At 66.9% G+C, this 21625-nt stretch carries 22 protein-coding genes; 3 read left to right on the forward strand and 19 right to left on the reverse strand.

All coding sequences use genetic code 11. The annotated features are described in order from the left end of the window. Positions 1-256: 256 nt before the first annotated feature. A complete protein-coding gene (gene murA, locus AB4879_RS04055) occupies positions 257-1507 on the reverse strand; it encodes a UDP-N-acetylglucosamine 1-carboxyvinyltransferase (RefSeq protein WP_370506556.1) in 1251 nt (416 codons plus the stop codon). A gap of 62 nt (positions 1508-1569) precedes the next feature. Between murA and AB4879_RS04060 the strand changes: the two genes are divergently transcribed. Then, a complete protein-coding gene (locus AB4879_RS04060) occupies positions 1570-2163 on the forward strand; it encodes a cob(I)yrinic acid a,c-diamide adenosyltransferase (RefSeq protein ID WP_370506557.1) in 594 nt (197 codons plus the stop codon). 1 nt (position 2164) lies between these two features. On the opposite strand, the gene AB4879_RS04065 is transcribed toward AB4879_RS04060, so the two are convergent. From AB4879_RS04065 to fadD1, 16 genes are all read right to left on the reverse strand, one after another. After that, positions 2165-2608, reverse strand: coding sequence for a DUF2550 domain-containing protein (locus AB4879_RS04065; protein ID WP_102809545.1), 444 nt, complete (start codon positions 2606-2608; stop codon positions 2165-2167). A gap of 17 nt (positions 2609-2625) precedes the next feature. Beyond that, a complete protein-coding gene (locus tag AB4879_RS04070) occupies positions 2626-2991 on the reverse strand; it encodes a F0F1 ATP synthase subunit epsilon (protein WP_102809544.1) in 366 nt (121 codons plus the stop codon). 27 nt (positions 2992-3018) lie between these two features. Continuing rightward, positions 3019-4449, reverse strand: a complete 1431-nt coding sequence (gene atpD, locus AB4879_RS04075; protein ID WP_083122766.1) for a F0F1 ATP synthase subunit beta — start codon at positions 4447-4449, stop codon at positions 3019-3021. A 37-nt stretch (positions 4450-4486) separates the two neighbouring features. Then, on the reverse strand, positions 4487-5410 hold the full coding sequence (locus AB4879_RS04080; protein ID WP_102809543.1) for a F0F1 ATP synthase subunit gamma: 924 nt from the start codon (positions 5408-5410) through the stop codon (positions 4487-4489). Between the two features lie 7 nt (positions 5411-5417). Next, positions 5418-7067 carry a F0F1 ATP synthase subunit alpha gene (gene atpA, locus AB4879_RS04085; protein WP_102809542.1) on the reverse strand — a complete coding sequence of 550 codons (1650 nt, stop codon included), beginning with the start codon at positions 7065-7067 and terminating at the stop codon, positions 5418-5420. Positions 7068-7139: 72 nt separating this feature from the next. Next, entirely contained in the window at positions 7140-8471 is a 1332-nt protein-coding gene (locus tag AB4879_RS04090) for a F0F1 ATP synthase subunit B/delta (protein WP_370506558.1), read from the reverse strand. 3 nt (positions 8472-8474) lie between these two features. Beyond that, on the reverse strand, positions 8475-8987 hold the full coding sequence (locus tag AB4879_RS04095) for a F0F1 ATP synthase subunit B (RefSeq protein ID WP_102809540.1): 513 nt from the start codon (positions 8985-8987) through the stop codon (positions 8475-8477). A 5-nt stretch (positions 8988-8992) separates the two neighbouring features. Next, positions 8993-9244, reverse strand: coding sequence for a F0F1 ATP synthase subunit C (locus tag AB4879_RS04100; protein WP_036343982.1), 252 nt, complete (start codon positions 9242-9244; stop codon positions 8993-8995). 71 nt (positions 9245-9315) lie between these two features. Continuing rightward, positions 9316-10071, reverse strand: coding sequence for a F0F1 ATP synthase subunit A (gene atpB, locus AB4879_RS04105; protein ID WP_102809539.1), 756 nt, complete (start codon positions 10069-10071; stop codon positions 9316-9318). 7 nt (positions 10072-10078) lie between these two features. Beyond that, complete coding sequence (locus tag AB4879_RS04110; RefSeq protein WP_102809538.1) at positions 10079-10555, reverse strand: hypothetical protein; 477 nt, start codon at positions 10553-10555, stop codon at positions 10079-10081. A 248-nt stretch (positions 10556-10803) separates the two neighbouring features. Continuing rightward, positions 10804-12003 carry a glycosyltransferase family 4 protein gene (locus AB4879_RS04115; RefSeq protein ID WP_102809537.1) on the reverse strand — a complete coding sequence of 400 codons (1200 nt, stop codon included), beginning with the start codon at positions 12001-12003 and terminating at the stop codon, positions 10804-10806. 33 nt (positions 12004-12036) lie between these two features. Continuing rightward, positions 12037-12690: an L-threonylcarbamoyladenylate synthase gene (locus AB4879_RS04120; protein ID WP_370506559.1), complete on the reverse strand. Its 654-nt coding sequence runs from the start codon at positions 12688-12690 to the stop codon at positions 12037-12039. Beyond that, a complete protein-coding gene (gene prmC, locus AB4879_RS04125) occupies positions 12687-13538 on the reverse strand; it encodes a peptide chain release factor N(5)-glutamine methyltransferase (RefSeq protein WP_370506560.1) in 852 nt (283 codons plus the stop codon). The genes AB4879_RS04120 and prmC overlap by 4 nt, the downstream gene beginning before the upstream one ends. Beyond that, a complete protein-coding gene (prfA, locus tag AB4879_RS04130; protein WP_102809550.1) occupies positions 13535-14605 on the reverse strand; it encodes a peptide chain release factor 1 in 1071 nt (356 codons plus the stop codon). The genes prmC and prfA overlap by 4 nt, the downstream gene beginning before the upstream one ends. A 97-nt stretch (positions 14606-14702) precedes the next feature. After that, positions 14703-14933 carry a 50S ribosomal protein L31 gene (gene rpmE, locus AB4879_RS04135; RefSeq protein ID WP_036343974.1) on the reverse strand — a complete coding sequence of 77 codons (231 nt, stop codon included), beginning with the start codon at positions 14931-14933 and terminating at the stop codon, positions 14703-14705. Positions 14934-15078: 145 nt separating this feature from the next. Next, complete coding sequence (fadD1, locus tag AB4879_RS04140; RefSeq protein WP_370506561.1) at positions 15079-16653, reverse strand: fatty-acid--CoA ligase FadD1; 1575 nt, start codon at positions 16651-16653, stop codon at positions 15079-15081. 183 nt (positions 16654-16836) lie between these two features. Between fadD1 and AB4879_RS04145 the strand changes: the two genes are divergently transcribed. Beyond that, the gene (locus AB4879_RS04145; protein WP_102809534.1) at positions 16837-17457 is read left to right on the forward strand and encodes a TetR/AcrR family transcriptional regulator; all 621 of its coding nucleotides are present in this window, start codon (positions 16837-16839) and stop codon (positions 17455-17457) included. An 81-nt stretch (positions 17458-17538) separates the two neighbouring features. Continuing rightward, complete coding sequence (locus AB4879_RS04150; RefSeq protein WP_370506562.1) at positions 17539-18345, forward strand: RsiV family protein; 807 nt, start codon at positions 17539-17541, stop codon at positions 18343-18345. A gap of 51 nt (positions 18346-18396) precedes the next feature. Here AB4879_RS04150 and rho read toward each other — a convergent pair whose 3' ends face one another. Together rho and thrB are read right to left on the reverse strand one after the other, a co-directional pair. Next, positions 18397-20388 (reverse strand): transcription termination factor Rho, encoded by a 1992-nt coding sequence (gene rho / locus AB4879_RS04155; RefSeq protein ID WP_370506563.1) that lies wholly within the window; start codon positions 20386-20388, stop codon positions 18397-18399. Positions 20389-20672: 284 nt separating this feature from the next. Further along, complete coding sequence (gene thrB / locus AB4879_RS04160; RefSeq protein ID WP_370506564.1) at positions 20673-21617, reverse strand: homoserine kinase; 945 nt, start codon at positions 21615-21617, stop codon at positions 20673-20675. Positions 21618-21625: the final 8 nt, after the last annotated feature.

The following is a 21625-nucleotide window of genomic DNA, read 5'->3' on the forward strand; positions in this document are numbered from 1 at the left end:
CAAGCCTGAAACCAAACAAAAGACACCAAACAAACTGGCATCACAAACAGGCCACACCCCAACACGGGGGTATCAGAATGCAGCCAAAAAACAACAACAAACAAAAACCACCAAACACACTATTGAGTTCTCAAACAACACGCCCGGCCGACGACCGCCAGCAGGCAACCCTGCCATCTTACTTGATGTTGTTGGCTTGTCAACTTGCCGCTGCCTCCCCATCTCTGGGTCCGGCGCGGCTGGCCGACTGCCTACCTTACACGCGTTCTATCTCAGCTCCAAGTCGCACCAGATTCTCCACGAAGAGCGGGTAGCCCCGATCGATGTGAAACACGTCGTGAACTTCGGTTTCTCCGTCAGCGACCAGCCCGGCCAGCACCAGTCCGGCGCCGGCCCGGATGTCCGAACACCACACCGGCGCACTCGAAAGCTGCGGGATCCCCCGCACGACCGCGTGATGACCGTCGGTCCGGGCGTCGGCACCGAGCCGAATCATTTCCTCGACGAACCGGAACCTCGCCTCGAACACGTTCTCGGTGATCATCGACGTCCCGTCGGCGATCGACGCCAGCGCGATCGCCATCGGCTGCAGATCGGTGGGGAAACCCGGGAACGGCAGCGTCGCCACATTGCCTGCCTTCGGACGGTCGTACTGCACCACCCGGAACCCGTTGTCGTGCTGGGTGACGGTGGCGCCGGCATCGTGCAGCTTGTGCAGCACCAGCTGAAGGTGAGCCGGGTCCACCCCGGTGACCGCGATGTCACCACGCGTCATCGCCGCGGCGATCCCCCACGTCGCGGCGACGATCCGGTCGCCGATCACCCGGTGCTCGGTGGGGTGCAGCCGCGGGACGCCGGTGATCGTCAGCGTCGAAGTGCCTGCACCTTCGACCTGGGCGCCCATCTGGCAGAGCATTTCGCAGAGGTCGACGACGTCGGGCTCGCGCGCGGCGTTGTGAATTGTGGTGACACCCTCGGCGAGCACCGCAGCCATCAGGATGTTCTCGGTCGCCCCAACCGAAGGGAACTCCAGCTGGATCTCCGCACCGTGCAGACGCTCGGCGGTGGCCACCACGCAGCCGTGCTCAATCGTGCAGTCGGCGCCGAGCTGGCGCAGCCCCGCCTGATGCATGTCCAGCGGGCGCGAGCCGATCGCGTCGCCACCGGGCAATGCCACCCTGGCGCGCTTACACCGCCCGACCAGCGGGCCCAGCACGCAGACCGACGCCCGGAACTGGCGCACCGCGGCGAAGTCCGCTTCGTACTTCGGCTCGTCGGGCGAGGTGATCCGCACGACCGAACCGTCGAGTTCCACGTTGGCGCCGAGGCCGCGAAGGACCTCCGCCATCAACGGAACATCAAGAATGTCGGGGCAGTTGGTGATGGTCGTGGTGCCCTCGGCCAGCAGACTGGCCGCCATCAGCTTCAAGACGCTGTTCTTGGCGCCCCCAACGGCGACTTCGCCAGCCAACCGGTTGCCACCGGTCACCACGAAACGCTCACCCACGGCCGTTAGTTTAGTGGAGGCAAGGCCCGGTACCGTGCCACCTGGCCGGTACGGTTTCACTCATGGCAGTACACCTGACCCGCATATATACCCGGACCGGCGACGACGGCACATCGGGACTGAGTGATTTCTCACGGGTGGACAAGAATGACCCGCGGCTGACCGCGTACGCCGACTGTGACGAGGCCAATGCCGCGCTCGGCATGGCCGTCGCCCTGGGCCAACCCGATGACGACCTGCGCACAGTGCTGGTACAGATTCAAAACGACCTGTTCGACGCGGGCGCCGACCTGTCCACTCCGGTCGTCGAAAACCCGGAGTATCCGCCGCTGCGGATCACTGCCCCGTACGTGGAGCGGCTCGAAGCGTGGTGCGACCACTACAACGACAACCTGCCGGCCCTGAACTCGTTCATCCTGCCGGGCGGCACCCCGCTGTCGGCCCTGCTACACGTCGCACGGACAGTGACCCGGCGCGCCGAACGCTCGGCCTGGGTCGCGGTCAAGGCCTATCCCGATACCGTCAGCCCGCTGCCTGCGCGCTACCTCAACCGGCTCTCCGACCTGCTGTTCATCCTGTGCCGGGTGGCCAATCCCGGTGGTGACGTGCTGTGGCAGCCCGGCGGCGGCAAAGCCGACGGACCCGCGAAGACATAAGTCAGGCCGTGCGGCGCCGCGCCCGCGGCGAGGGACTCGATTCCACCCAGGACAAAAACGCCGTCAGCGCGCCGCGGTCCAGCGCCATCTCGTAGCCGCGGCCGCGTTCGCCGGTGATGTCGTGCAGTTCCAGAACGACGATCGCGTCGGACATGATGTCGAATTCGTCGCCGCGCGGGCCACGTCGGGCGATGACCTCCAGCCCACGCCGGCTCAGCCGGCGATCGGGCCACCACCGCAGACTCGACAGCCGATAGAACCTGGCCTCATCACCCCGATACCGGATGACCCCATGGCGCCAGCCGTGCCCGCCGACCGCCGGGGTGTCACGCAGAATCGCCGCCGTCCCACCCTGCCGTAGCTTCCACAACCGGTAGGTCAGGGCCGCCACCACAAGTCCCAGCACAGTGACCAGCGCGACCATGAAGATCATCGGCGCGCTCATCGGTCGCTGGCTCTCGACTAGTCGATCTGGCCTAGGGCGCGCAGACGCGCCCTACCCCGGGCAGCCGTTTGCGGATCGTCGGAGGCCGCATCGGACTTGGCGGCGTCCGCGTCGATCTCGGACTCGAACTCCGCGGACTCGGCGAGGATCGTCACGCCTTCCTCGGTGACCGAAAGATAACCGCCATCGACCGCGATCCGCAGATCGTCCTCGCCCTCCCGCTCGACGCGCACCATCGCGTCATCGACGAGCTGTGCCACGAGCGGGATGTGCCGAGGCAGGATGCCGATCTCGCCGGACGTGGTGCGGGTGAAGACGAACGTCGCCTTACCCGACCAGATCTTGCGCTCGACGGCGACGATGTCGACGTCCAATTCGGCCATCTCACATCACCTTTCGCGTCGTGAAACTCACAGCTTGGCGCCGAGGCTCTCGGCCTTCTTCGCCAGGTCGTCCAGGCCGCCGATCAGGAAGAACGCCTGCTCGGGCAGGTGGTCGAACTCGCCCTTGGCCAGCTTGTCGAACGCCTCGACGGTCTCCTTGAGCGGGACCGTCGAACCGGGCTGACCGGTGAACTGCTCGGCGGCCATCATGTTCTGGCTCAGGAAGCGCTCGATCTTGCGGGCGCGGTACACCAGGACCTTGTCCTCTTCGGAGAGCTCGTCGATACCGAGGATCGCGATGATGTCCTGAAGATCCTTGTAGCGCTGCAGGATCCGGATGACTTCCTGGGCGACGCGGTAGTGCTCGTCGCCAACCACACTGGGGTGCAGGATCGTCGAGCTCGACGCCAGCGGATCCACCGCCGGGAAGATGCCCTTGGAGAACACCGCACGAGAAAGCTCGGTGGTGGCGTCCAGGTGCGCGAAAGTGGTGGCCGGCGCCGGGTCGGTGTAGTCGTCGGCGGGCACGTACACGGCCTGCATCGAGGTGATCGAACGGCCACGCGTCGAGGTGATGCGCTCCTGGAGCTCACCCATCTCGTCAGCCAGGGTCGGCTGGTAACCCACAGCGGACGGCATACGGCCGAGCAGCGTGGACACCTCGGAGCCGGCCTGAGTGAACCGGAAGATGTTGTCGATGAACAGAAGCACGTCCTGGCCCTGCTCATCGCGGAAGAACTCCGCCATGGTCAGCGCAGACAGTGCGACGCGCATACGCGTGCCCGGCGGCTCGTCCATCTGGCCGAACACCAACGCGGTGTCCTTGAGCACGTTGGCGTCCGCGAGCTCCACCCAGAGGTCGTTGCCCTCACGGGTGCGCTCCCCCACGCCGGCGAACACCGAGGTGCCACCGAAGTTGCGGGCGATGCGGTTGATCATCTCCTGGATCAGCACGGTCTTGCCCACGCCGGCACCACCGAACAGGGCGATCTTGCCGCCACGCACGTACGGGGTCAGCAGGTCGACGACCTTGAGGCCGGTCTCCAGCATCTCGGTGCGAGGCTCGAGGTCAGCGAAGGCAGGCGGCTTGCGGTGGATGGACCAGTGCTCGAAGTCCTTGCCGTAGCCCGGGTCGTCGAGGCAGTCGCCGAGGGCGTTGAACACGTGGCCCTTCACCCCGTCGCCGACCGGCACGGAGATCGAGGCACCGGTGTCGGACACCTCGACGCCACGCACCAGGCCGTCGGTCGGCTGCATGGAGATGCAGCGCACCAGGTTGTCACCGAGGTGCTGGGCGACCTCGAGGGTCAGGGTCTTGGCCAGCGCGCCGAAGGTGATCTCGGCGTGCAACGCGTTGAACAGTTCGGGCACTGAGCCACGCGGGAACTCGACGTCCACCACGGGGCCGGTGATGCGGACAACGCGTCCGGCGGTCTTGGTCTCTACGGCAGCAGTCATTCTCTCTTCGCTTCTCTAGCTCTCGATGGGGCTTCTGTTAGGTAGCGTCTGCCAGCGCGTTGGCGCCACCGACGATTTCGCTGATTTCCTGGGTGATCTGCGCCTGACGTTCGCGGTTGGCCGCCAGCGTGAGTGCCTTGATCAGATCGTCGGCGTTGTCGGTCGCCGACTTCATGGCGCGCCGCCGAGACGCCGACTCCGACGCCGCCGCCTCGAGCAGCGCCGCGTACACGCGCGTCGCGATGTAACGCGGCAGCAGCGAGTCGAACAGCTCCTCGGCATTGGGCTCGAACGAGAACAACGTCTGCGGGCCGGTTTCGGCTTCACCGACGTACTCGACGAGCATCGGGGCGATCCGCAGCGCCGTCGCCGTCTGCGACAGCATCGACCTGAACTCCGTCGACACGATGTGCAGTTCGTCGACACCGAGGACGCCGTCGGCGCCGGCCTCGTCACCCTCGTCGTCGACACCGGACATGAACGCCGTCACCAAGGTGTCGGCGATGTCCTTCGCGTGCTCGTAATCGGGCCGCTCGGAGAAGCCGGTCCACGACTCTTTGACCTCACGCTGACGGAAGCTGTAGTAGCCCAGCGCCTTCCGGCCCACGACGTAGAGCACCGGGTCCTTGCCCTCTTCCCGCAGCAGCGAGAAGAGCTCCTCGGCCCGGCGCAAGACGTTCGCGTTGTAGCCGCCGCACAGACCGCGGTCCGACGAAACCACCAGCACACCGGCCCGCCGCGGCTTCTCCCGTGCGACGAGCAGCGGGTGATCGAGCGCGCTCGCGCCCGCCAGCTCGGTGAGCATGTTGGTGATCTCGTTGGCGTAGGGCCGAGCCGCATCGACCCGGGCCTGCGCCTTGGCGATCCGCGACGTGGCGATCAGCTCCTGAGCCTTCGTGATCTTCTTGATCGACGAGGCGGAGCGGATACGTCCGCGTAGTTCGCGAAGTGTGGCTGCCATTGGTTACCTAGTTCTTCTTGGGAGCCGGCTTACGGACCTTGACCGATTCCTTCTCCAGGTCCTCGGGATCCAGAGCCTCGGCGTCGTGCTCGTCGGCGACCACGGAGCTGCCGTCGGTTGCCGCGAAGCCCTTCTTGAACTCGTTGATGACCGAGACCAGCTTCTCCTCGGCCTCCTCGGAGAGCTTCTTGGACTCCTTGATGCCGTCGAGGATCTCCGAGTGGCTCGCCTTCACGTGCTCCAGGAATTCGGACTCGAAGCGCGAAACATCCTCGGCCGGAACCGAATCCAGATGCCCCTGAGTGCCGAGGAAGATCGCGACGACCTGATCCTCGACGGCCATCGGGCTGTACTGGGCCTGCTTGAGCAGCTCGACGAGGCGCACACCGCGGTCCAGCTGAGCCTTCGACGCGGCATCCAGGTCGGACGCGAACGCCGCGAAGGCCTCCAGCTCGCGGTACTGCGACAGGTCCAGACGCAACGAACCGGCAACCTCTTTCATCGCCTTGATCTGGGCGGCACCACCGACGCGGGACACCGACACACCGACGTTCACGGCCGGGCGAACGCCCTGGTTGAACAGGTCGGACTCCAGGAAGCACTGGCCGTCGGTGATCGAGATGACGTTGGTCGGGATGAACGCCGAGATGTCGTTGGCCTTGGTCTCGATGATCGGCAGGCCGGTCATCGAGCCGCCACCCAACTCGTCGGACAGCTTGGCGCAACGCTCCAGCAGGCGGGAGTGCAGGTAGAAGACGTCGCCGGGGAAGGCTTCGCGGCCCGGCGGGCGGCGCAGCAGGAGCGAGATGGCGCGATAGGCGTCGGCCTGCTTGGACAGATCGTCGAACACGATCAGCACATGCTTGCCGTTGTACATCCAGTGCTGGCCGATGGCCGAACCCGTGTAGGGCGCAAGCCATTTGAAGCCAGCGGCGTCGGAAGCCGGAGCCGCGACGATGGTGGTGTACTCCATCGCGCCACCGTCTTCGAGCGCCCGCTTCACCGAGGCGATCGTGGTGCCCTTCTGGCCGATCGCGACGTAGACGCAGCGCACCTGCTGGTTGGGATCGCCGGTCTCCCAGGCACCCCGCTGGTTGAGGATGGTGTCGACGCAGACGGCGGTCTTGCCGGTCTTGCGGTCACCGATGATCAGCTGGCGCTGGCCGCGGCCGATCGGGGTCATCGCGTCGATGGCCTTGATGCCGGTCTGCAGCGGCTCACCGACACCCTGGCGCTGCACCACCGACGGCGCCTGCAACTCGAGTTCGCGACGACCCTCGGCCTCGATGTCGCCCTGACCGTCGATCGGCTGGCCGAGCGGGTTGATGACGCGGCCCAGGAAGGCGTCGCCGACGGGCACCGAGAGCACTTCGCCGGTCCGCTTGACCTGCTGGCCCTCGGCGATCTTCTCGAACTCGCCGAGGATGACCGCGCCGACGCTGTGCTCGTCGAGGTTCAGTGCGACACCGAGCACGCCGCCGGGGAACTCCAGCAGTTCCTGGGTCATCACCGAGGGCAGACCCTCGACGTGGGCGATGCCGTCGCCGGCGTCGATGACGGTGCCGATCTCCTCGCGCCCGGTATCCGCCTCGAAGCTCGAGACGTACTCCTGGACGGCGCCCTGGATGTCGTCAGCCGAGATTGTCAACTCTGCCATGGCTTTTCGTCTTCCTGCCTTTGTTTTTGGGTCTTGGGGTTCGGTTGGCTGTTCGGCCGGTCAGTCGGTCGGCTAATCGGGAAGCCGCGTCACAGCTGCATCCAGCCGTGAGGACAACGTCCCGTCGATCACCTCGTCGCCGACGGCGACCGAAAGGCCGCCCAGCAGAGAGGGATCGATGTTCAGCTGCACCGAAACAGGGTGGTTGTAGATCCGGGTCAGCACCTCGGTCAGGCGGGTGCGCTGCTCCGAACTGAGCTCGGCAGCCGCACTGACCTGAGCGACGATCTCGCCGCGCCGGGCGACCGCAAGTTGAGCCAGCTCCAGCACCGCCTCGTCGGCACGGTCGCCGCGCAGCAGGCTGATGGTCTGAACCAGCAGGGCGGTCGCGGTCGCGCTGGCGCCGCTGTCGTCACCGAGGACCTTGCGCAGCAACTCGATTCGGCCGTCGGCCGGTGCGGTGTAGTCGCCCAGCAGGGAAGTCAGTCGGGGCTGCTCGTCCAGGATGCGGGTGAAGCGGAAGAGCTGCTCCTCGAGCTCGTCGGCCTGGTTCTCGCGCTCCGCGCGAGTCAGCAGTGCCAGCCGCGCGACATGCTCGACGACGTCGACCAGATCCGAGGTCAACGACCAGCGCACCGATACCGCGGTCTCGAGCAGCTCGAGTGTGTTGTCGCCGACCTTGCCGTCGAGCAGCCGGTGAATCAACTGCTTCTTGGCGTCGACCTCACCGGAGGACTCCGCGAGATGGCGGGCGAGGATGGGCTCGGCAATCAGCAGCCCGGCCACCGACGCAAGGTCATCGGACAGCGTGGACAACGCATCGACCGACAGATCCGAGGACAGCGCGTCGAACTTCTCGACCACCGCGGCCTGAGCTTCGCGACTGGCCGACCGCAGATCCGAACCGACCTCCGGCGTGTAGGCCGCCGGGGCCATCGAATCCAGTTCGTCCAGGAAGCGGTCGACAGTGGCGGCCTGCGACTGCGAGTCGGCGACGTGGGCACGCACCAGCTCGCCCGCGCGCCGCACCGACTCACTGCCGAGGTCTTGACGCAACTGCCGGATCAGCTGAGCGCGCAGCAACTGAACCTGTTGCGCACCTTGGACTTTGATCCGCTCCACCTCGACATCTGCCTGCGCACGCAGTTGCGCGGTGATGCCTTCGGCATCGACCCGCGCCTCTTCCACGATGCGCTTGGCTTCGGCCTTGGCCTCGTCGACCCGCTTGGCGTGATGCTTGTCGGCATCAGCCAACCGCTGACCGGCCTTCGCGCTGTCGTCGAGCTGAGTGCGAACGGCCTCTTTCTGGTTGGCCATCATGTTTTTCAACGGCGGCACGACGTACCGCCAGATGATGGCCACGATGACCGCGAAGCCGATGAGCTGTCCGATGAAGGTTGACATGTCCTACCGTCCCGGCGCCGTTGTCGCCGACTCGCTGGAGACCTCAACACCCAGAACGCGGCTGGCCAGCGTGGCAGAAAGCGTATCCACCGATGACCTCAGGTCACCGGAGATGCTGTCGCTCTGCTGCTTGAGCTGATCGGCCGCCTGCTGCAGGGTTGCGGCAGCCTCCTCGCTGGCGCGGCCCCGGTGCTCCTCGAGGATCTTGCGACCCTCGGCCCGGGCCTCGTCGCGGATCCCCGATGCCTCGGTGCGGGCCTCCGCCATCACCTTCTGGAAGTCGGAATCCGCGGCGGCATCCAGCTCAGTGGCCTTGCGGTTGTCCTCGGTGGTCTTGGCGACCATCTTCTCGCGCTCACCGAGCACCTTCTGGACCGGCGGCACGACGAACTTGCCGATCACGCCCAGCACGATCAGGAAGATCGCGAGTACGAAGAAGAAGGTGCCGTTGGGGACGAGGAAGTTCTGGGTGCCACCTTCCTCGGCCGCCAACAGAGTGACGCTGTGCTCCCCCATGCCGACTAGGAAGCGCCAGGCGTGGCGAACACGAACAGGGCCATGAACGCCAGGTTGATGAAGTACGCCGCCTCCACCAGACCAACAGTGATGAAGAACGGGGTGAACAGCCGGCCCTGGGCCTCGGGCTGCCGGGCGATGCCGGAAATCAGGGCGTTACCGGCGATGCCGTCACCGATACCGGCGCCGATGGCGCCGCCGCCCAGGATGAGCCCGCCGCCGATCAGGGCTCCCATGACGATTTGAGGGTCTGCCATTACTTATCCTCCTTGGTTGCTGGTAGGACTCCTACCAGGTGAGTGGGTGGTCCTTGGGTCGAACACGTCTTTTAGTGGTGGTCTTCTTCCAGTTCCATCGACTGGCTGAAGTACAGAATCGTCAGAAGCGCGAAGATGAATGCCTGGATCAAGCCGACGAACAAGTCGAACGTCTTCCAGATCGCGTTGGGCGCCCACATGATGTACGGCGGGAACAGCGCAATCAGCGCGACCATGATGCCGCCGGCGAAGATGTTGCCGAAAAGTCGGAGCGACAACGAGATCGGCTTGGCCAGTTCCTCGACGAGGTTGATCGGGGCGAGGAACGCGACGTGGCCCTTGAGCAGCTTCACCGGGTGGCCGATCAGGCCGCGGCGCCAGATGCCGGCCGCGTGGTAGCAGAAGAACACGAACAGAGCGAGCGCCAGCACGAAGTTGATGTCGGCGGCCGGCGGCTTGAGCAGCTCGTGCGTGCTGCCGTCGGCGGTGCCGTACTGCACCGGCAGCACCGAAATCCAGTTGGCGATCAGGATGAAGATGAACAGCGCCACCGCCAGCGGCAGCACGAACGGGGCGATCTTCATGCCGATCGCGGATTCGATCTGGCCGCGCATCTGAGTCGTCAGCGTCTCCCACAGCAACTGCACGCCGCTGGGGACGCCGGTCGAGGTGACCTTGGCTCGCAGTACGAACGCCAGCGCGATCACGATCACGGCGGCGATCGCCGTCGCCATGATGGTGTCGACGTTGACCGTCAGACCCAGCCACTTGGCGGTGTCGTGGTGGCCGACCTCGATGGCGGCCTCGGCGAGGATGCGTTCACTCATCGCGTGGTCAATCCTTCGGTGCTTCGTCGGCGGAGCCGGCAGCTCCGGGGCTTGCAACTACGTCGGCGTCGTGGTCGCCCGTGCGAATCTTCTTCCACACCGGCAACGCGGTGCTCAAAACCAAAAGAACTTGGAACAGCGCCAAACCAAAGAGCACACCCAGCCCCAGCGGCCGGAAGATGATCGCGATGGCCAAGCCGATCGACGTGATCACCAGCAACCGGGTCGCGGAATTCAGTGCCATCTTGCGCTTGAGAGGGTGGTCACCGGCGGTGATCGACTCCACCGACCGCTGCACCAGAATGGCGTTGACCAGGCCCAGCGCCAGGCCGACGCCGAAGAAAACCCCGAACAGGATGTGACCGGCCACCGCGGCCAGCACCACCGCGAGAGCGGTCAGCGCAGCGCAGATCGCAAGAAGCCGAACGGGCCGGAAGGCAACGGACGGAAACACCAACGGCGCATCTTGCGCTGGTGTCGTCACAGGTTCACCTCAATCTTGCGTTCTGGGGAGCCGGTCAAGTGATCCTTCGTCCTGGCCCGCCGAGCGTATCGGAGGGCGACAGGCGCGCTGGAATCACCCAAGGGGCAGCTCCCTTTGTCGGTCGTAAATCGGCGCCGATCGGACGTGAATCCGATGGGCCGGGCCGGCAACCCGCGAGGTTTCTTGCTGTGTCTCGGCTGGGTTCTGCCAGCACCGTACCACATGGTAGACGGCAGAAAACACGTCTACTACTTACTGTCGTAAACTCCCTCGTAATCATCGTCCCGGCGACGCAACAGTGGGATCAACGTGACCACGATGGCGACCACGATCGCCGCCAGCATCACCGCCCCGGTGTAGCGCGGGTCGAAGAAGATGGTGGCCGCCGCACCGAACGCGATGATGCCCACCCACAGGTAGATCAGCAGCACAGCGCGGCGATGCGAGTGCCCGATCTGCAGCAGCCGGTGATGCAGATGCATCTTGTCCGGGCTCAGCGGGCTGCGGCCGGCGCGGGTGCGACGGACGATGGCCAGCAACGTGTCCAGGGCCGGCACTAGCATCACCGCGACGACCAGCAGGAACGGCGAGAGCAGGGCGAAAACATCGCGTGCGCCATAGGCGCTCTGCGAGATCGGGCCCGCCGCGGTGGTGGAGGCGGCGGCCAGCATCAGGCCGATGAGCATCGAGCCGGAATCGCCCATGAATATCTTGGCGCGGTAGAAGTTGTGCGGCAGGAACCCAAGACACGCGCCCGCCAGCACCACCGAGATCACCGCGGGCGGGTAGAACAGCACGTCGCCGCCGTGGTCGCGCAGCAGGCCGACCGAGAAGATGCAGATCGCCAGGGCTGTGATCAGCCCGAGGCCCGCCGCCAACCCGTCGAGGCCGTCGACGAAATTCATCGCGTTCACGATCGACACTGTCAACGCCAGCGTCAGCAGGATCGAGGACACCTGGTCCAGCACGATGGTGCCGACCCCGCCGAGCGGGATGTACAAGACACTCCACGCCACGCCCATCGTGACCAGGACGCTGGCCGCGGTGATCTGGCCCGCGAACTTGGTCAGCGCGTCCAGGCCCCACCGGTCGTCGATCAGCCCGATGCCCATGATCAGTCCGCCGGCGACCACGACCGCCGGCATGCCCGAGGAGTAGATGAAGCCGCGGGTGAGCGCGGGCAACTGCGACGCCAGGAAGACCGCCACGACGACGCCGGCGTACATCGCCAGGCCGCCCATCCGCGGGGTCGGCTTCAGGTGGACGTCCCGCTCGCGGGGATAGGCCACCGCGCCGACCCGGGTCGCGAACACCCGAACCCAACCGGTGGCGAAATAGGTGATGATCGCGGCGGTCAGCCCGACAAGGGCCAACTCGCGCAACGGAACACCGGCGCCACGGTCAGCCAGCGCGAGCGCGCTCGCAACGAATTCCGATGTGCCGACCATCGCAAAAACCGTACTGCACCAAGCTGTGGCGGTTCAGGCGGTCAACGAGGCGACGTCGGTGCCGAGCACCTCGGCGATGGCGGCCGCGCTGATCGGCCCCTCGCGCAGGAGTCGCGGGGTGGATCCGGTGAGGTCGACGATCGTCGAGGCGGCCTGCTCCGGCGACGGCCCGGCATCGAGATACACCTGAACCAGATCACCGAGCTGACGCTGCGCCTCCTCCGACGTCGTCGCCGCCGGACGCCCGGACAGGTTCGCGCTGGAAACCGCCATCGGGCCGGTCTCGCGCAGCAGTTCGATCGCGACCGGATGCAGCGGCATCCGCAACATCACGGTGCCGCGGGCATCGCCGAGGTCCCACTGCAGCGAGGGCGCCTGCTGCACAACCAAGCTCAGCGCACCCGGCCAGAACGCCCGAATCAGTTCGCGGGCGCTGTGCGGCACCGAATACACCAGGCCTTCGATGGTGTGCCAGGAGCCGACGAGGACACCGACCGGCATGTCGCGACCGCGACCCTTGGCGGCCAGCAGCGCCGACACGGCGCCGCTGTCGAACGCGTCGGCCCCGATGCCGTACACCGTGTCGGTGGGCATCACGACCAGGCGGCTGCTCTTCACCGCAGCCGCCGCGGCGGTGATCGCCTCGGCGCGCTGGGTGGGGTCGGCACAGTCGAACACCTGGGTCACGCTGACTCCTTTACCCGGCGGGCCGTCACGAATCGGGGACGGCCGGCCAGATCGTGGCGGGGGCTGATGTCAGTGAAAAGTGCTGTGGTGCTGATGGTTTCGACAGTCAGCTGCGACGTGGTGTCGTCGTGCTCGACGGCGAACAGTCCGCCGGGCTTGAGCCAGCCAGCGGCCAGGCGCGCAATCGGCCCGATCACGGCCATGCCGTCGTCGCCGCCGAACAGCGCGTGCGCCGGGTCGTGGTCGGCCACTTCGGGTTCCAGCTGCGCCCCGACAGGGATGTACGGCGGATTGGATACCACGAGGTCGACGCTACCGCGCAACTCTGGCAGCAGCCCTGCGACGGTCACGTCGGCCTGTACCACGTCGACAGCGGGCGACTCGGCGTTGCGTCGGGCGTAGCCCAGCGCGGTGGGGTCGTCGTCGACGGCGATCACCCGCGCTTGCGGCCACGCTGCGGCCAGCGCGATCGCCAGCGCACCGGATCCGGTACACAGGTCGACGATCACCGGGTCATCGGGTAGGCGTTGCGCCAGCGCCCATTCCAGCAGCGCCTCGGTCTCCGGGCGCGGGATGAACACCCCGGGACCGACCGTCAGATCCAGCGGGCCGAACGGCGCCGAACCGGTCAGGTGCTGCACCGGGACGCGGGTGCAACGGGCGTCGATGATCGCGTCATAGCGGCGGAAGAAGTCGGCGTCGGGCTCGGCGATGGTGGCCAGCCGGCCACGATCGGTGCCGGCCAGGTGGGCCGCCAACAGCTCGGCGTCGATGCGCGGCGACCCGACGCCCGCGCGGGCGAGCGCAGCGGTGGCCACATCGATGGCCTGCCGCAGGCTTCGGCTCATGCCTGCTGAAGCCGGGTCTGCTTGTCCGCCTCGGCCAGGGCATCCAGCAGCGGGTCGAGCTCGCCGTCGAGCACCTGATCGAGGTTGTGGGCCTTGAAGTTGATCCGGTGATCGGCGATGCGGTTCTCGGGGAAGTTGTAGGTGCGGATCCGCTCGCTGCGGTCGACCGTGCGGATCTGGCTGGCCCGGTCCGCCGACGCGTCAGCCGACGCCTGCTCCTCGGCCAGCGCTTGCAGGCGCGCGGCCAGCACCACCATCGCGCGGGCCTTGTTCTGCAGCTGCGAGCGTTCGTTCTGGCAGGTGACGACGATGCCGGTGGGCAGGTGGGTGATGCGGACCGCCGAGTCGGTGGTGTTGACGCCCTGGCCGCCCTTACCTGAGCTGCGGTACACGTCGATCCGCAGGTCGGACTCGTCGATCTGGACAGCCTCGACGTCTTCGGGCTCGGGGTAGACGAGGACGCCGGCCGCGGAGGTGTGAACCCGGCCCTGAGATTCGGTGACCGGCACCCGCTGCACCCGGTGCACGCCGCCCTCGAACTTCATCCGCGACCACACGCCGTCGGCCGAGTCGCCCTTGCTGCGAATCGACAGCGTCGCGTCCTTGTAACCGCCGAGATCCGACCATGTCTCGTCGAGCATCGTGACGGTCCAGCCGTGCCGCTCGGCGTACCGGATGTACATGCGCGCGAGGTCGGCGGCGAAGAGCGCCGACTCCTCCCCGCCCTCACCCGATTTCACCTCGAGGACGATGTCGTCGGCGTCGTGCGGATCCCGCGGCGCCAACAGGTCGGTCAGGTGGGCGTCGAGTTCGGCGACCCTGGCCTCGAGCTCGGGCACCTCGGCGGCGAAGGAGGCGTCTTCGGCGGCCAGTTCGCGGGCGGCATCGAGGTCGCCACGGGCGGTCTCCAGCCTGCGGTAAGTGGTGACGATGGGCGCCAGCTGCGCGAACCGCCGGCCCACCCGGCGGGCATTGCCGGCGTCTGCGTGCAGTGCCGGATCGGACATCTGACGTTCGAGGTCGGCATGTTCGGTCAGCACAGCCTCAACCTGCGTCGAGTGCGTCACACTCACCTCATCTCTGTCCGACTGTCGACCCTGCCCCCAAACGCAAACCGACGCCCGGCCTGCGCGCAGGGCAGCAGAGCGGGCGTCGGTAAAGCAGCTACTTGTCGGCGGTCTCGCCGGCCTTGCGCTTGCCGTAGCGCTTCTCGAAGCGGGCGACGCGGCCGCCGCTGTCGAGGATCTTCTGCTTGCCGGTGTAGAACGGGTGACACTGCGAGCACACCTCGACGGTGATGTGTCCGCCGTCCTTGGTGCTGCGAGTGGTGAAGGAATTGCCACAACCGCAGACCACGGTGGTCTCGGCGTAAGCGGGATGAATCCCAGTTTTCATGGTGTCCTCTGCATTCGATGGTCGCCGGGTCGCCCGAGTGTTTTCCTGGCAATTCGAGCGTGAACCGGTACCTGAGGTGGTCGACGATCCAGTATGCCAGGTAGACCGTCACCAGCCCAAACGCGCGGTCGCCTCGGCCTATTCCTCAGGCGATCGTGTAACTCCTCGACCGCGCCGCACGGGTCCAGACTTGACCCTTCTGGGGCTTGGTCCCCTGGGTGATGAGCTCGCGCTTGAGTACCTTGTTGGTGGCGGTGGCCGGCAGCTCATCGGCGATCCAGACGTACCGGGGCCACGACTTGGGCGACAGGTCCGACTGCTGGGCCAGGAACTCCTCGAGCTCGGCGGGGGTCAGGTGGGCGTGGTCGGCGAGCACGATCGCCGCCATCACCTGATCACCCACATGCTCGTCGGGCACGGGATACACCGCCACCTGGCTGACCTGCGGCAACCGCAAGACGATCCGCTCGATGGGCGCGGCGGCCATGTTCTCGCCGTCGACGCGCATCCAGTCCGCGGTCCGGCCGGCCAGGTAGATCCAGCCGTCGGCGTCGCGGTAGCCCAGGTCCCCGGACCAATACATGCCGTGGCGAAGGCGTTCGTCGGTGGCGTTGCCGTCGTTGTAGTACCCGCCGAACATGCCCCCGCCGGTGGTGTTGACGATCTCCCCCACCGCCTCGTCGGCGTTGGCCAGCGCGCCGGTCTCGTCGAACACCGCCGTCGCGCATTCCTGACGGGTCTCGGGGTCGTAGATGGCCACGCCGGGAAAGCCGCGCCCGACCGAACCGGGTGGGCAGTCGTCCTCGCGGGTGATGATGACCGCGCCCTCGGTGGAGCCGAACCCGTCCCACACCGCGCAGCCGAAGCGGCGGCCGAACTCGGCGATGTCGCGGTCGGTGGCCTCGTTGCCGAAAGCGACCCGTAGCGGATTGTCGTGGTCGTCGGGCTGCTCCGGCGTAGCTAGTACGTAGGCCAACGGCTTGCCGACGTAGTTCATGTAAGTGGCGCCATATCGGCGCAGGTCGGCGAGCAGGCCCGATGCCGAGAACGCGGCGGGGGCCATCGCCGCGCCGGCATTGAGCGCCACCGCCCAACCGGCCATCAACGCGTTGGAGTGGAACAGCGGCATCGACAGGTAGCAGACGTCGTCGGCGGTGATCCCGAACCGGTCGGCCAGTGCCACGCCGGCGAACGGCACCATCATGTGCGCGACCTGCACCGCCTTGGGCTCACCGCTGGTGCCGGAGGTGAAGATCAGCATGAACGTGTCGGTCGCGGCGACTTCCCGGTGAGGTGTCAGCTCCCCGGCGCCGGCCAGCAGCGCCGACCACTCGTCGGAGTCGACGTCGAACACGCGGACGCCCGGCAGTTCCAGACCCTCGAGCAATTCGCGGTGCCCCGAATCGGTGAGCAGGATCTGGCAGTCGGCTTTGACGATGTCGCGGGCCAGCGCCGCGCCGCGGCGGGTGTTGTTCACCCCGCACAGCACATAACCGCCGAGGCCGGCCGCCGCCATGGCGGTCAGCATCGCCGGAGTGTTGCCCAGCAGCGTCCCGACGTGCAGCGGCCGATCCGGGTCGGCGATCGCGATCAAACCCGCCGCCTGGCGGGCCGCCTCGTCGAGGTGTTCGCGCCAGGTCCACACGCGTTCGCCGAACTTCACCGCCGGGGTGGTGTCGTCGAGGCGCTGACGAAGCAGCTGCTGGACGGTCTCGGCCACGGAGCTCCCCTCTTCGGCCAACTTCGGCATCCCCCGGCTTTCCAGGGTGCCTTGGGTCACAATAGAAGCGCAGGGTAAACAGAATGCCAAATCTGTCTACCGGTGTGCGGGACAGCTGCCGAGTCCCGTTTGAAAGGATGTCCGTATCGGGACTGTCGGGTCGAGACAAGGAGGGCCACCAAGGTGACTGCCAGCGCCGACGCCGACAGCCGACAGAAGTCCGTGCAGGAGCGGCTGGTGGACGCCGCGGAATCGTGCCTGCGCGCCAAGGGCATCCGGGCGACCACGGTCTCCGAGGTGGCCGAAGCCGCGGGGGTGTCCCGCGGTTGGCTCTACCGGCACTACCCCGACAAGGCCTCGCTGCTGGGTGCGGCGATCGTGCGCCTCAACAATGCGTTCTGGGCCGAATCGCACCAGGTGCTCGACGGACTCGACACCTTCGAAGATCGATTGGCCGTCGGGGTGCGGCTGGGCCGCAGCGCCTACGACTCCCCCGGCGCGCTGGTGATGCAGCTGCGACGCGATGAACCCGAGGAGTTCGCGGCCTGCGCCGGTGCCGGCGTACAGGGCCTGGTGCCCGATCTCGGCCGGTTCTGGCGGCCATACCTGGAAGCGGCGCGCGACGGCGGCGAGATCCACGCCGACACCGACCTGGACGAGGCAGCCGAGTGGGTGGCCCGGGTGCAGATCACCCTGGGCACCGTTCCCGGCGAGACGATCGACCCCGACGACCACGCGGCGGTGCTGCGCTTCATGCGGCGCTACGTGCTCCCCGGGCTGCGCATGGCACCCGCAGCAGAGTGAGTGTCGCTGAAAATTATTGTGCGCCAAGCGCAATCATGATCTATGCGCCGCAGCGAGTGACCGCCTGACACAATGTCAGGCATGGGCACACGCAGCCGCCGGGGGGCGGTCTTGGTTGCAGCTTTGGCCGTCGGCCTCACCGCATGTGGGGGTTCGACAAGCACATCTGCGAAGACGACGGCCACCACAGCGGCTGTCAGTTCGTCGGGATCCGCGACCGCGTCGCCGACGACCGAGGCGCCCAGCACGGGCGTCGCCAACAAGCAGACCTACTCGGTCACCCGGTCCACCGCCGGGGATGCCACCACCGACGGCAAAGGCCGATGGACACTGGTCGTCGACACCATCACCGGTGGCGATCCGCGGGTGGCCAGCGCCTTCAACAGCGCGGTGCACGCGTCCGCAGCCGGGCAGCTGGAACCGGTCAAACGCGACGCCGACCCGGACGGCACTTGGACGTTTGAGACCCAACCGCAGATCTACTTCGGTGGCGCATCGGTGTCGGAACTGATCAGCGGCCTGTATGTACACACCCCGTCGGCGCATCCGAGCAGCTTCGTCAGCACCGTGGTGATCGACGCGCGCAGCGCCAAGCCGATCACGTTGGGAGACTTGTTTACCGACAAGCAAGCGGGCTTGGACAAGCTCTCCGAACAGACCAAAGCGCTACTGCCCGCCGTCAGCGGAGTGGGGCCCACGCCGATGCCCGACGAACCGGGCAACGCGCCTGTGGAAGCGAACTTTGCGAACTGGATTCCGACGCCAGCGGGGTTGGACATCCACTTCGCCGACTATCAGTTCTTCCACGGCACACCGACGATCACAGTGCCCTGGTCGGAACTCGACGGTCTGCTGGCGCCCGGCATGGACGCGCTGCGGCAGAGCTAGTTCGGCGCGAAAACGTGCGCTGAGCGCACGCCGGCGCGCCGAAGCCTCGGGCTAGTCGATGTCGCCGTTGCCGGCGGGGCCGCCCGGCGTGGTCTTGGATACCTGAACGAGGAACTCGTAGTTGTTCTTGGTCTTGCGCAGCTGGCTCATCAGCAGGTCGATGGCCTGATGCGAGTCCAGCCCGGACAGCACGCGCCGCAGCTTGTGCACGATCGCAAACTCGTCGGGGCTGAGCAGCAGCTCGTCCTTGCGGGTGCCCGACGGGTTGACGTCGACCGCGGGGAACACCCGGCGCTCAGCGATCTTGCGGTCGAGCTTGAGCTCGGCGTTGCCGGTGCCCTTGAACTCTTCGAAGATCACGGTGTCACCGGTCGAACCGGTCTCCACCATTGCCGTCGCGATGATCGTCAGCGAGCCACCGTGCTCGATGTTGCGGGCCGCGCCCAGGAACCGCTTGGGCGGATACAGCGCGGTCGAATCCACACCACCGGACAGGATGCGCCCGGACGCCGGCGAGGCGTTGTTGTAGGCGCGGCCGAGCCGGGTGATCGAGTCGAGCAGCACGACGACGTCCTTACCCTGCTCGACCAGGCGCTTGGCCCGCTCGATGGCCAGCTCGGCGGCCTGGGTGTGGTCTGACGGCGGGCGGTCGAAGGTGGAGGCGATGACCTCACCCTTGACCGACCGCTGCATGTCGGTGACTTCTTCGGGACGCTCGTCGACCAGCACCACCATCAGGTGGCACTCGGGGTTGTTGCGGGTGATCGCGTTCGCGATGTCCTGCATGATCGTGGTCTTACCGGCCTTGGGCGGCGACACGATCAGGGCACGCTGGCCCTTACCGATAGGCATGATCAGGTCGATCACGCGGGTGGTCAGCCGGTCGCTGGTGGTCTCCAGGCGCAGTCGCTGGTTCGGGTACAGCGGCGTCATCTTGGTGAAGTCGGGGCGGTTCTTGGCCGCCTCGACCGGGCCGCCGTTGACGCTGTCCAGCCGGACCAGCGGGTTGAACTTCTGCCGCTGGTTGTTCTGCTCGCCTTCTTTGGCCACCCGGACTGCACCGGTGACGGCGTCGCCGCGGCGCAGGCCGTTCTTGCGGACCATGTTCATCGAGACGTAGACATCGTTCGGACCGGCCAGGTAGCCCGAGGTGCGGACGAACGCGTAGTTGTCCAGCACGTCGAGGATGCCGGCGACCGGCTGGACGACGTCGTCTTCGCGGAGTTCGGTGTCGTTGCCGCCACCGCCCTCGCCGCCCTGCCGCTCACCGCGGCGGCGACGGTCACGGAACCGGCGGCCGCGACGGCCCTGGCGGTCGTCGTCGTCATCGCCGCGGTTCTGGTTGTCGCCGCGGTTCTGGTTGTCGCCGCGGTTCTGGTTGTCACCACGGTTCTGGTTGTCACCACGGTTCTGGTTGTCACCACGGTTCTGGTTGTCACCGCGGTTCTGGTTGTCGCCGCGGTTCTGGTTCTGCTGGCCGCCGGACTGGTTGGCGCCGCCCTGGTCACCCGAATCGCGGTTGTCGGCCTTGTTCTCGGACTTCTTCTCGCCCTGCTCGGGTCGGTTGTCCTGCGACTTCGGCTGCTCTACGGCGTCGGAGCCGGTGGCGCCGGCCTGACGGGTCGCGGTGCGCCGCTCACGGCGGCGCGGCTCGCCGCCATTGGTGTCAGCGGTGGCGGTGTCGGCGGTGTTCTCGGCGTTGTCGCGAGCCTCGGTGGGCTGGGCGGCAGGCGCCTTCTCGGCGGTGTCGGCACTGCGCGGGGCGGTCCCGTTGCTCCCGTTCTGGTGCTCCTTGATGGCGGCGATGAGATCGCTCTTGCGCATTCCGGAGGTTCCCTTGACGCCCACTCGGCTGGCCAGGGCACGAAGTTCGGGCAAAACCATTGTTGAGAGCGAGCCGCTCGAGCCGGCGTCCCCACTGGGGGCTGCCTGCGGGGAGGTCTCCGGCCGAGAATCAGGCGCCGAGGGGGATTCTGCGGTCACAGCCGGCGCCTCCGTCTGCGGGGCACGTTCTGCAGCCGTGATCAGGTCCGTATCGGTCACGGATTTCCTTTCTTTCCCCCGCCGTTTCATCGGGGCGAGGGGTTCTGGCACTCAGCCGATTCGCTGAATGCGAAGTCTCACCATCGTCTGTGTGTCAACGGTGATCGCCGGGATTCGCGACCATGGAGATATGGCGAACCGTCAGTCCATGAGTTGAACACAAGAGAAATTGGTGGTCGTCCTAGTGTCGGCGCAGGAACAGTCGCTGCGATTGCCGGGACGGCACCGAGGATATCCCCCTTTAGCGCCGGAAAGCAAGAAATCGCCACCGGCGTGTGCGCAACTCAGCCGCGGACTGCGACGCCCGAGCTCCAGCGAACTGCTTCGCCGACGCTCATCTCGCTGACGGTGAATCCCATCGCGGTGCCGAACTCGACGGCCTCGGCCGGCAGCTCCGCGCTGGTCGTGAGGGCCAAGACCGACGGACCAGCACCGGAAAGCACCGCTGGCACTCCACAACGCCGCAACACCTGCAGGTATTCCGCCGAGGCCGGCATGGCCGGGCCGCGCTGCGGCTGGTGCAGAACGTCCTCGGTGGCCGCCATCAGCAAGTCCGGCCGCTCCGTGAGCGCAACCACCAGCAACGCTGCCCGGCTCAGGTTGAAGCGCGCATCCACGTGGCTGACGTGATCAGGCAGCAGCACGCGGGTCTCCGCGGTCGACGACCGTACTTGCGGGATTCCCGGAAACAGCCGGATGTCCGGGTGCAGTCGCAGCGGCGCCGCCGAATACGTCGCGGGCGCCGTGCGGGTGTCGGTCCACGACACTACGGCCCCACCGAGCACCGCGGCCGACGCGTTGTCGGGATGACCTTCGAACTCCGACGACAGCTGGATCAGCTGCGCGTCCGTCAACGGCTGCAAATCCGCTTGTGCCAGAAGGCCATTCGCGGCTGCCAGCCCTCCGACGACCGCCGCCGCGGACGAGCCGAGACCCCGCGAGTGCGGAATGGCGTTGCGGCAGCGCACGAGCAGTCCCGGGACGCCGGAACCACCTGCCGTCAAACCCCGGTGCAGAGCCCGGACCACCAGATGCTCGGCGGTCTGCGGCACCTGCCCGGCCCCTTCGCCCTCCACCTCGATGATCAGCCCGGCGTCGGTGGTCTCGACCACGATCTCGTCGTAAAGTCCCAGCGCCAGGCCGAGGCTGTCGAAGCCCGGACCGAGGTTGGCGCTGGACGCCGCCACGGTGGCGTGGGAGGTCAGGCCGGCAGGCAGTTTCACGGTCACCGGGTGCG

The organism is Mycobacterium sp. SA01 (assembly GCF_041287105.1).
Taxonomy (GTDB): domain Bacteria; phylum Actinomycetota; class Actinomycetes; order Mycobacteriales; family Mycobacteriaceae; genus Mycobacterium.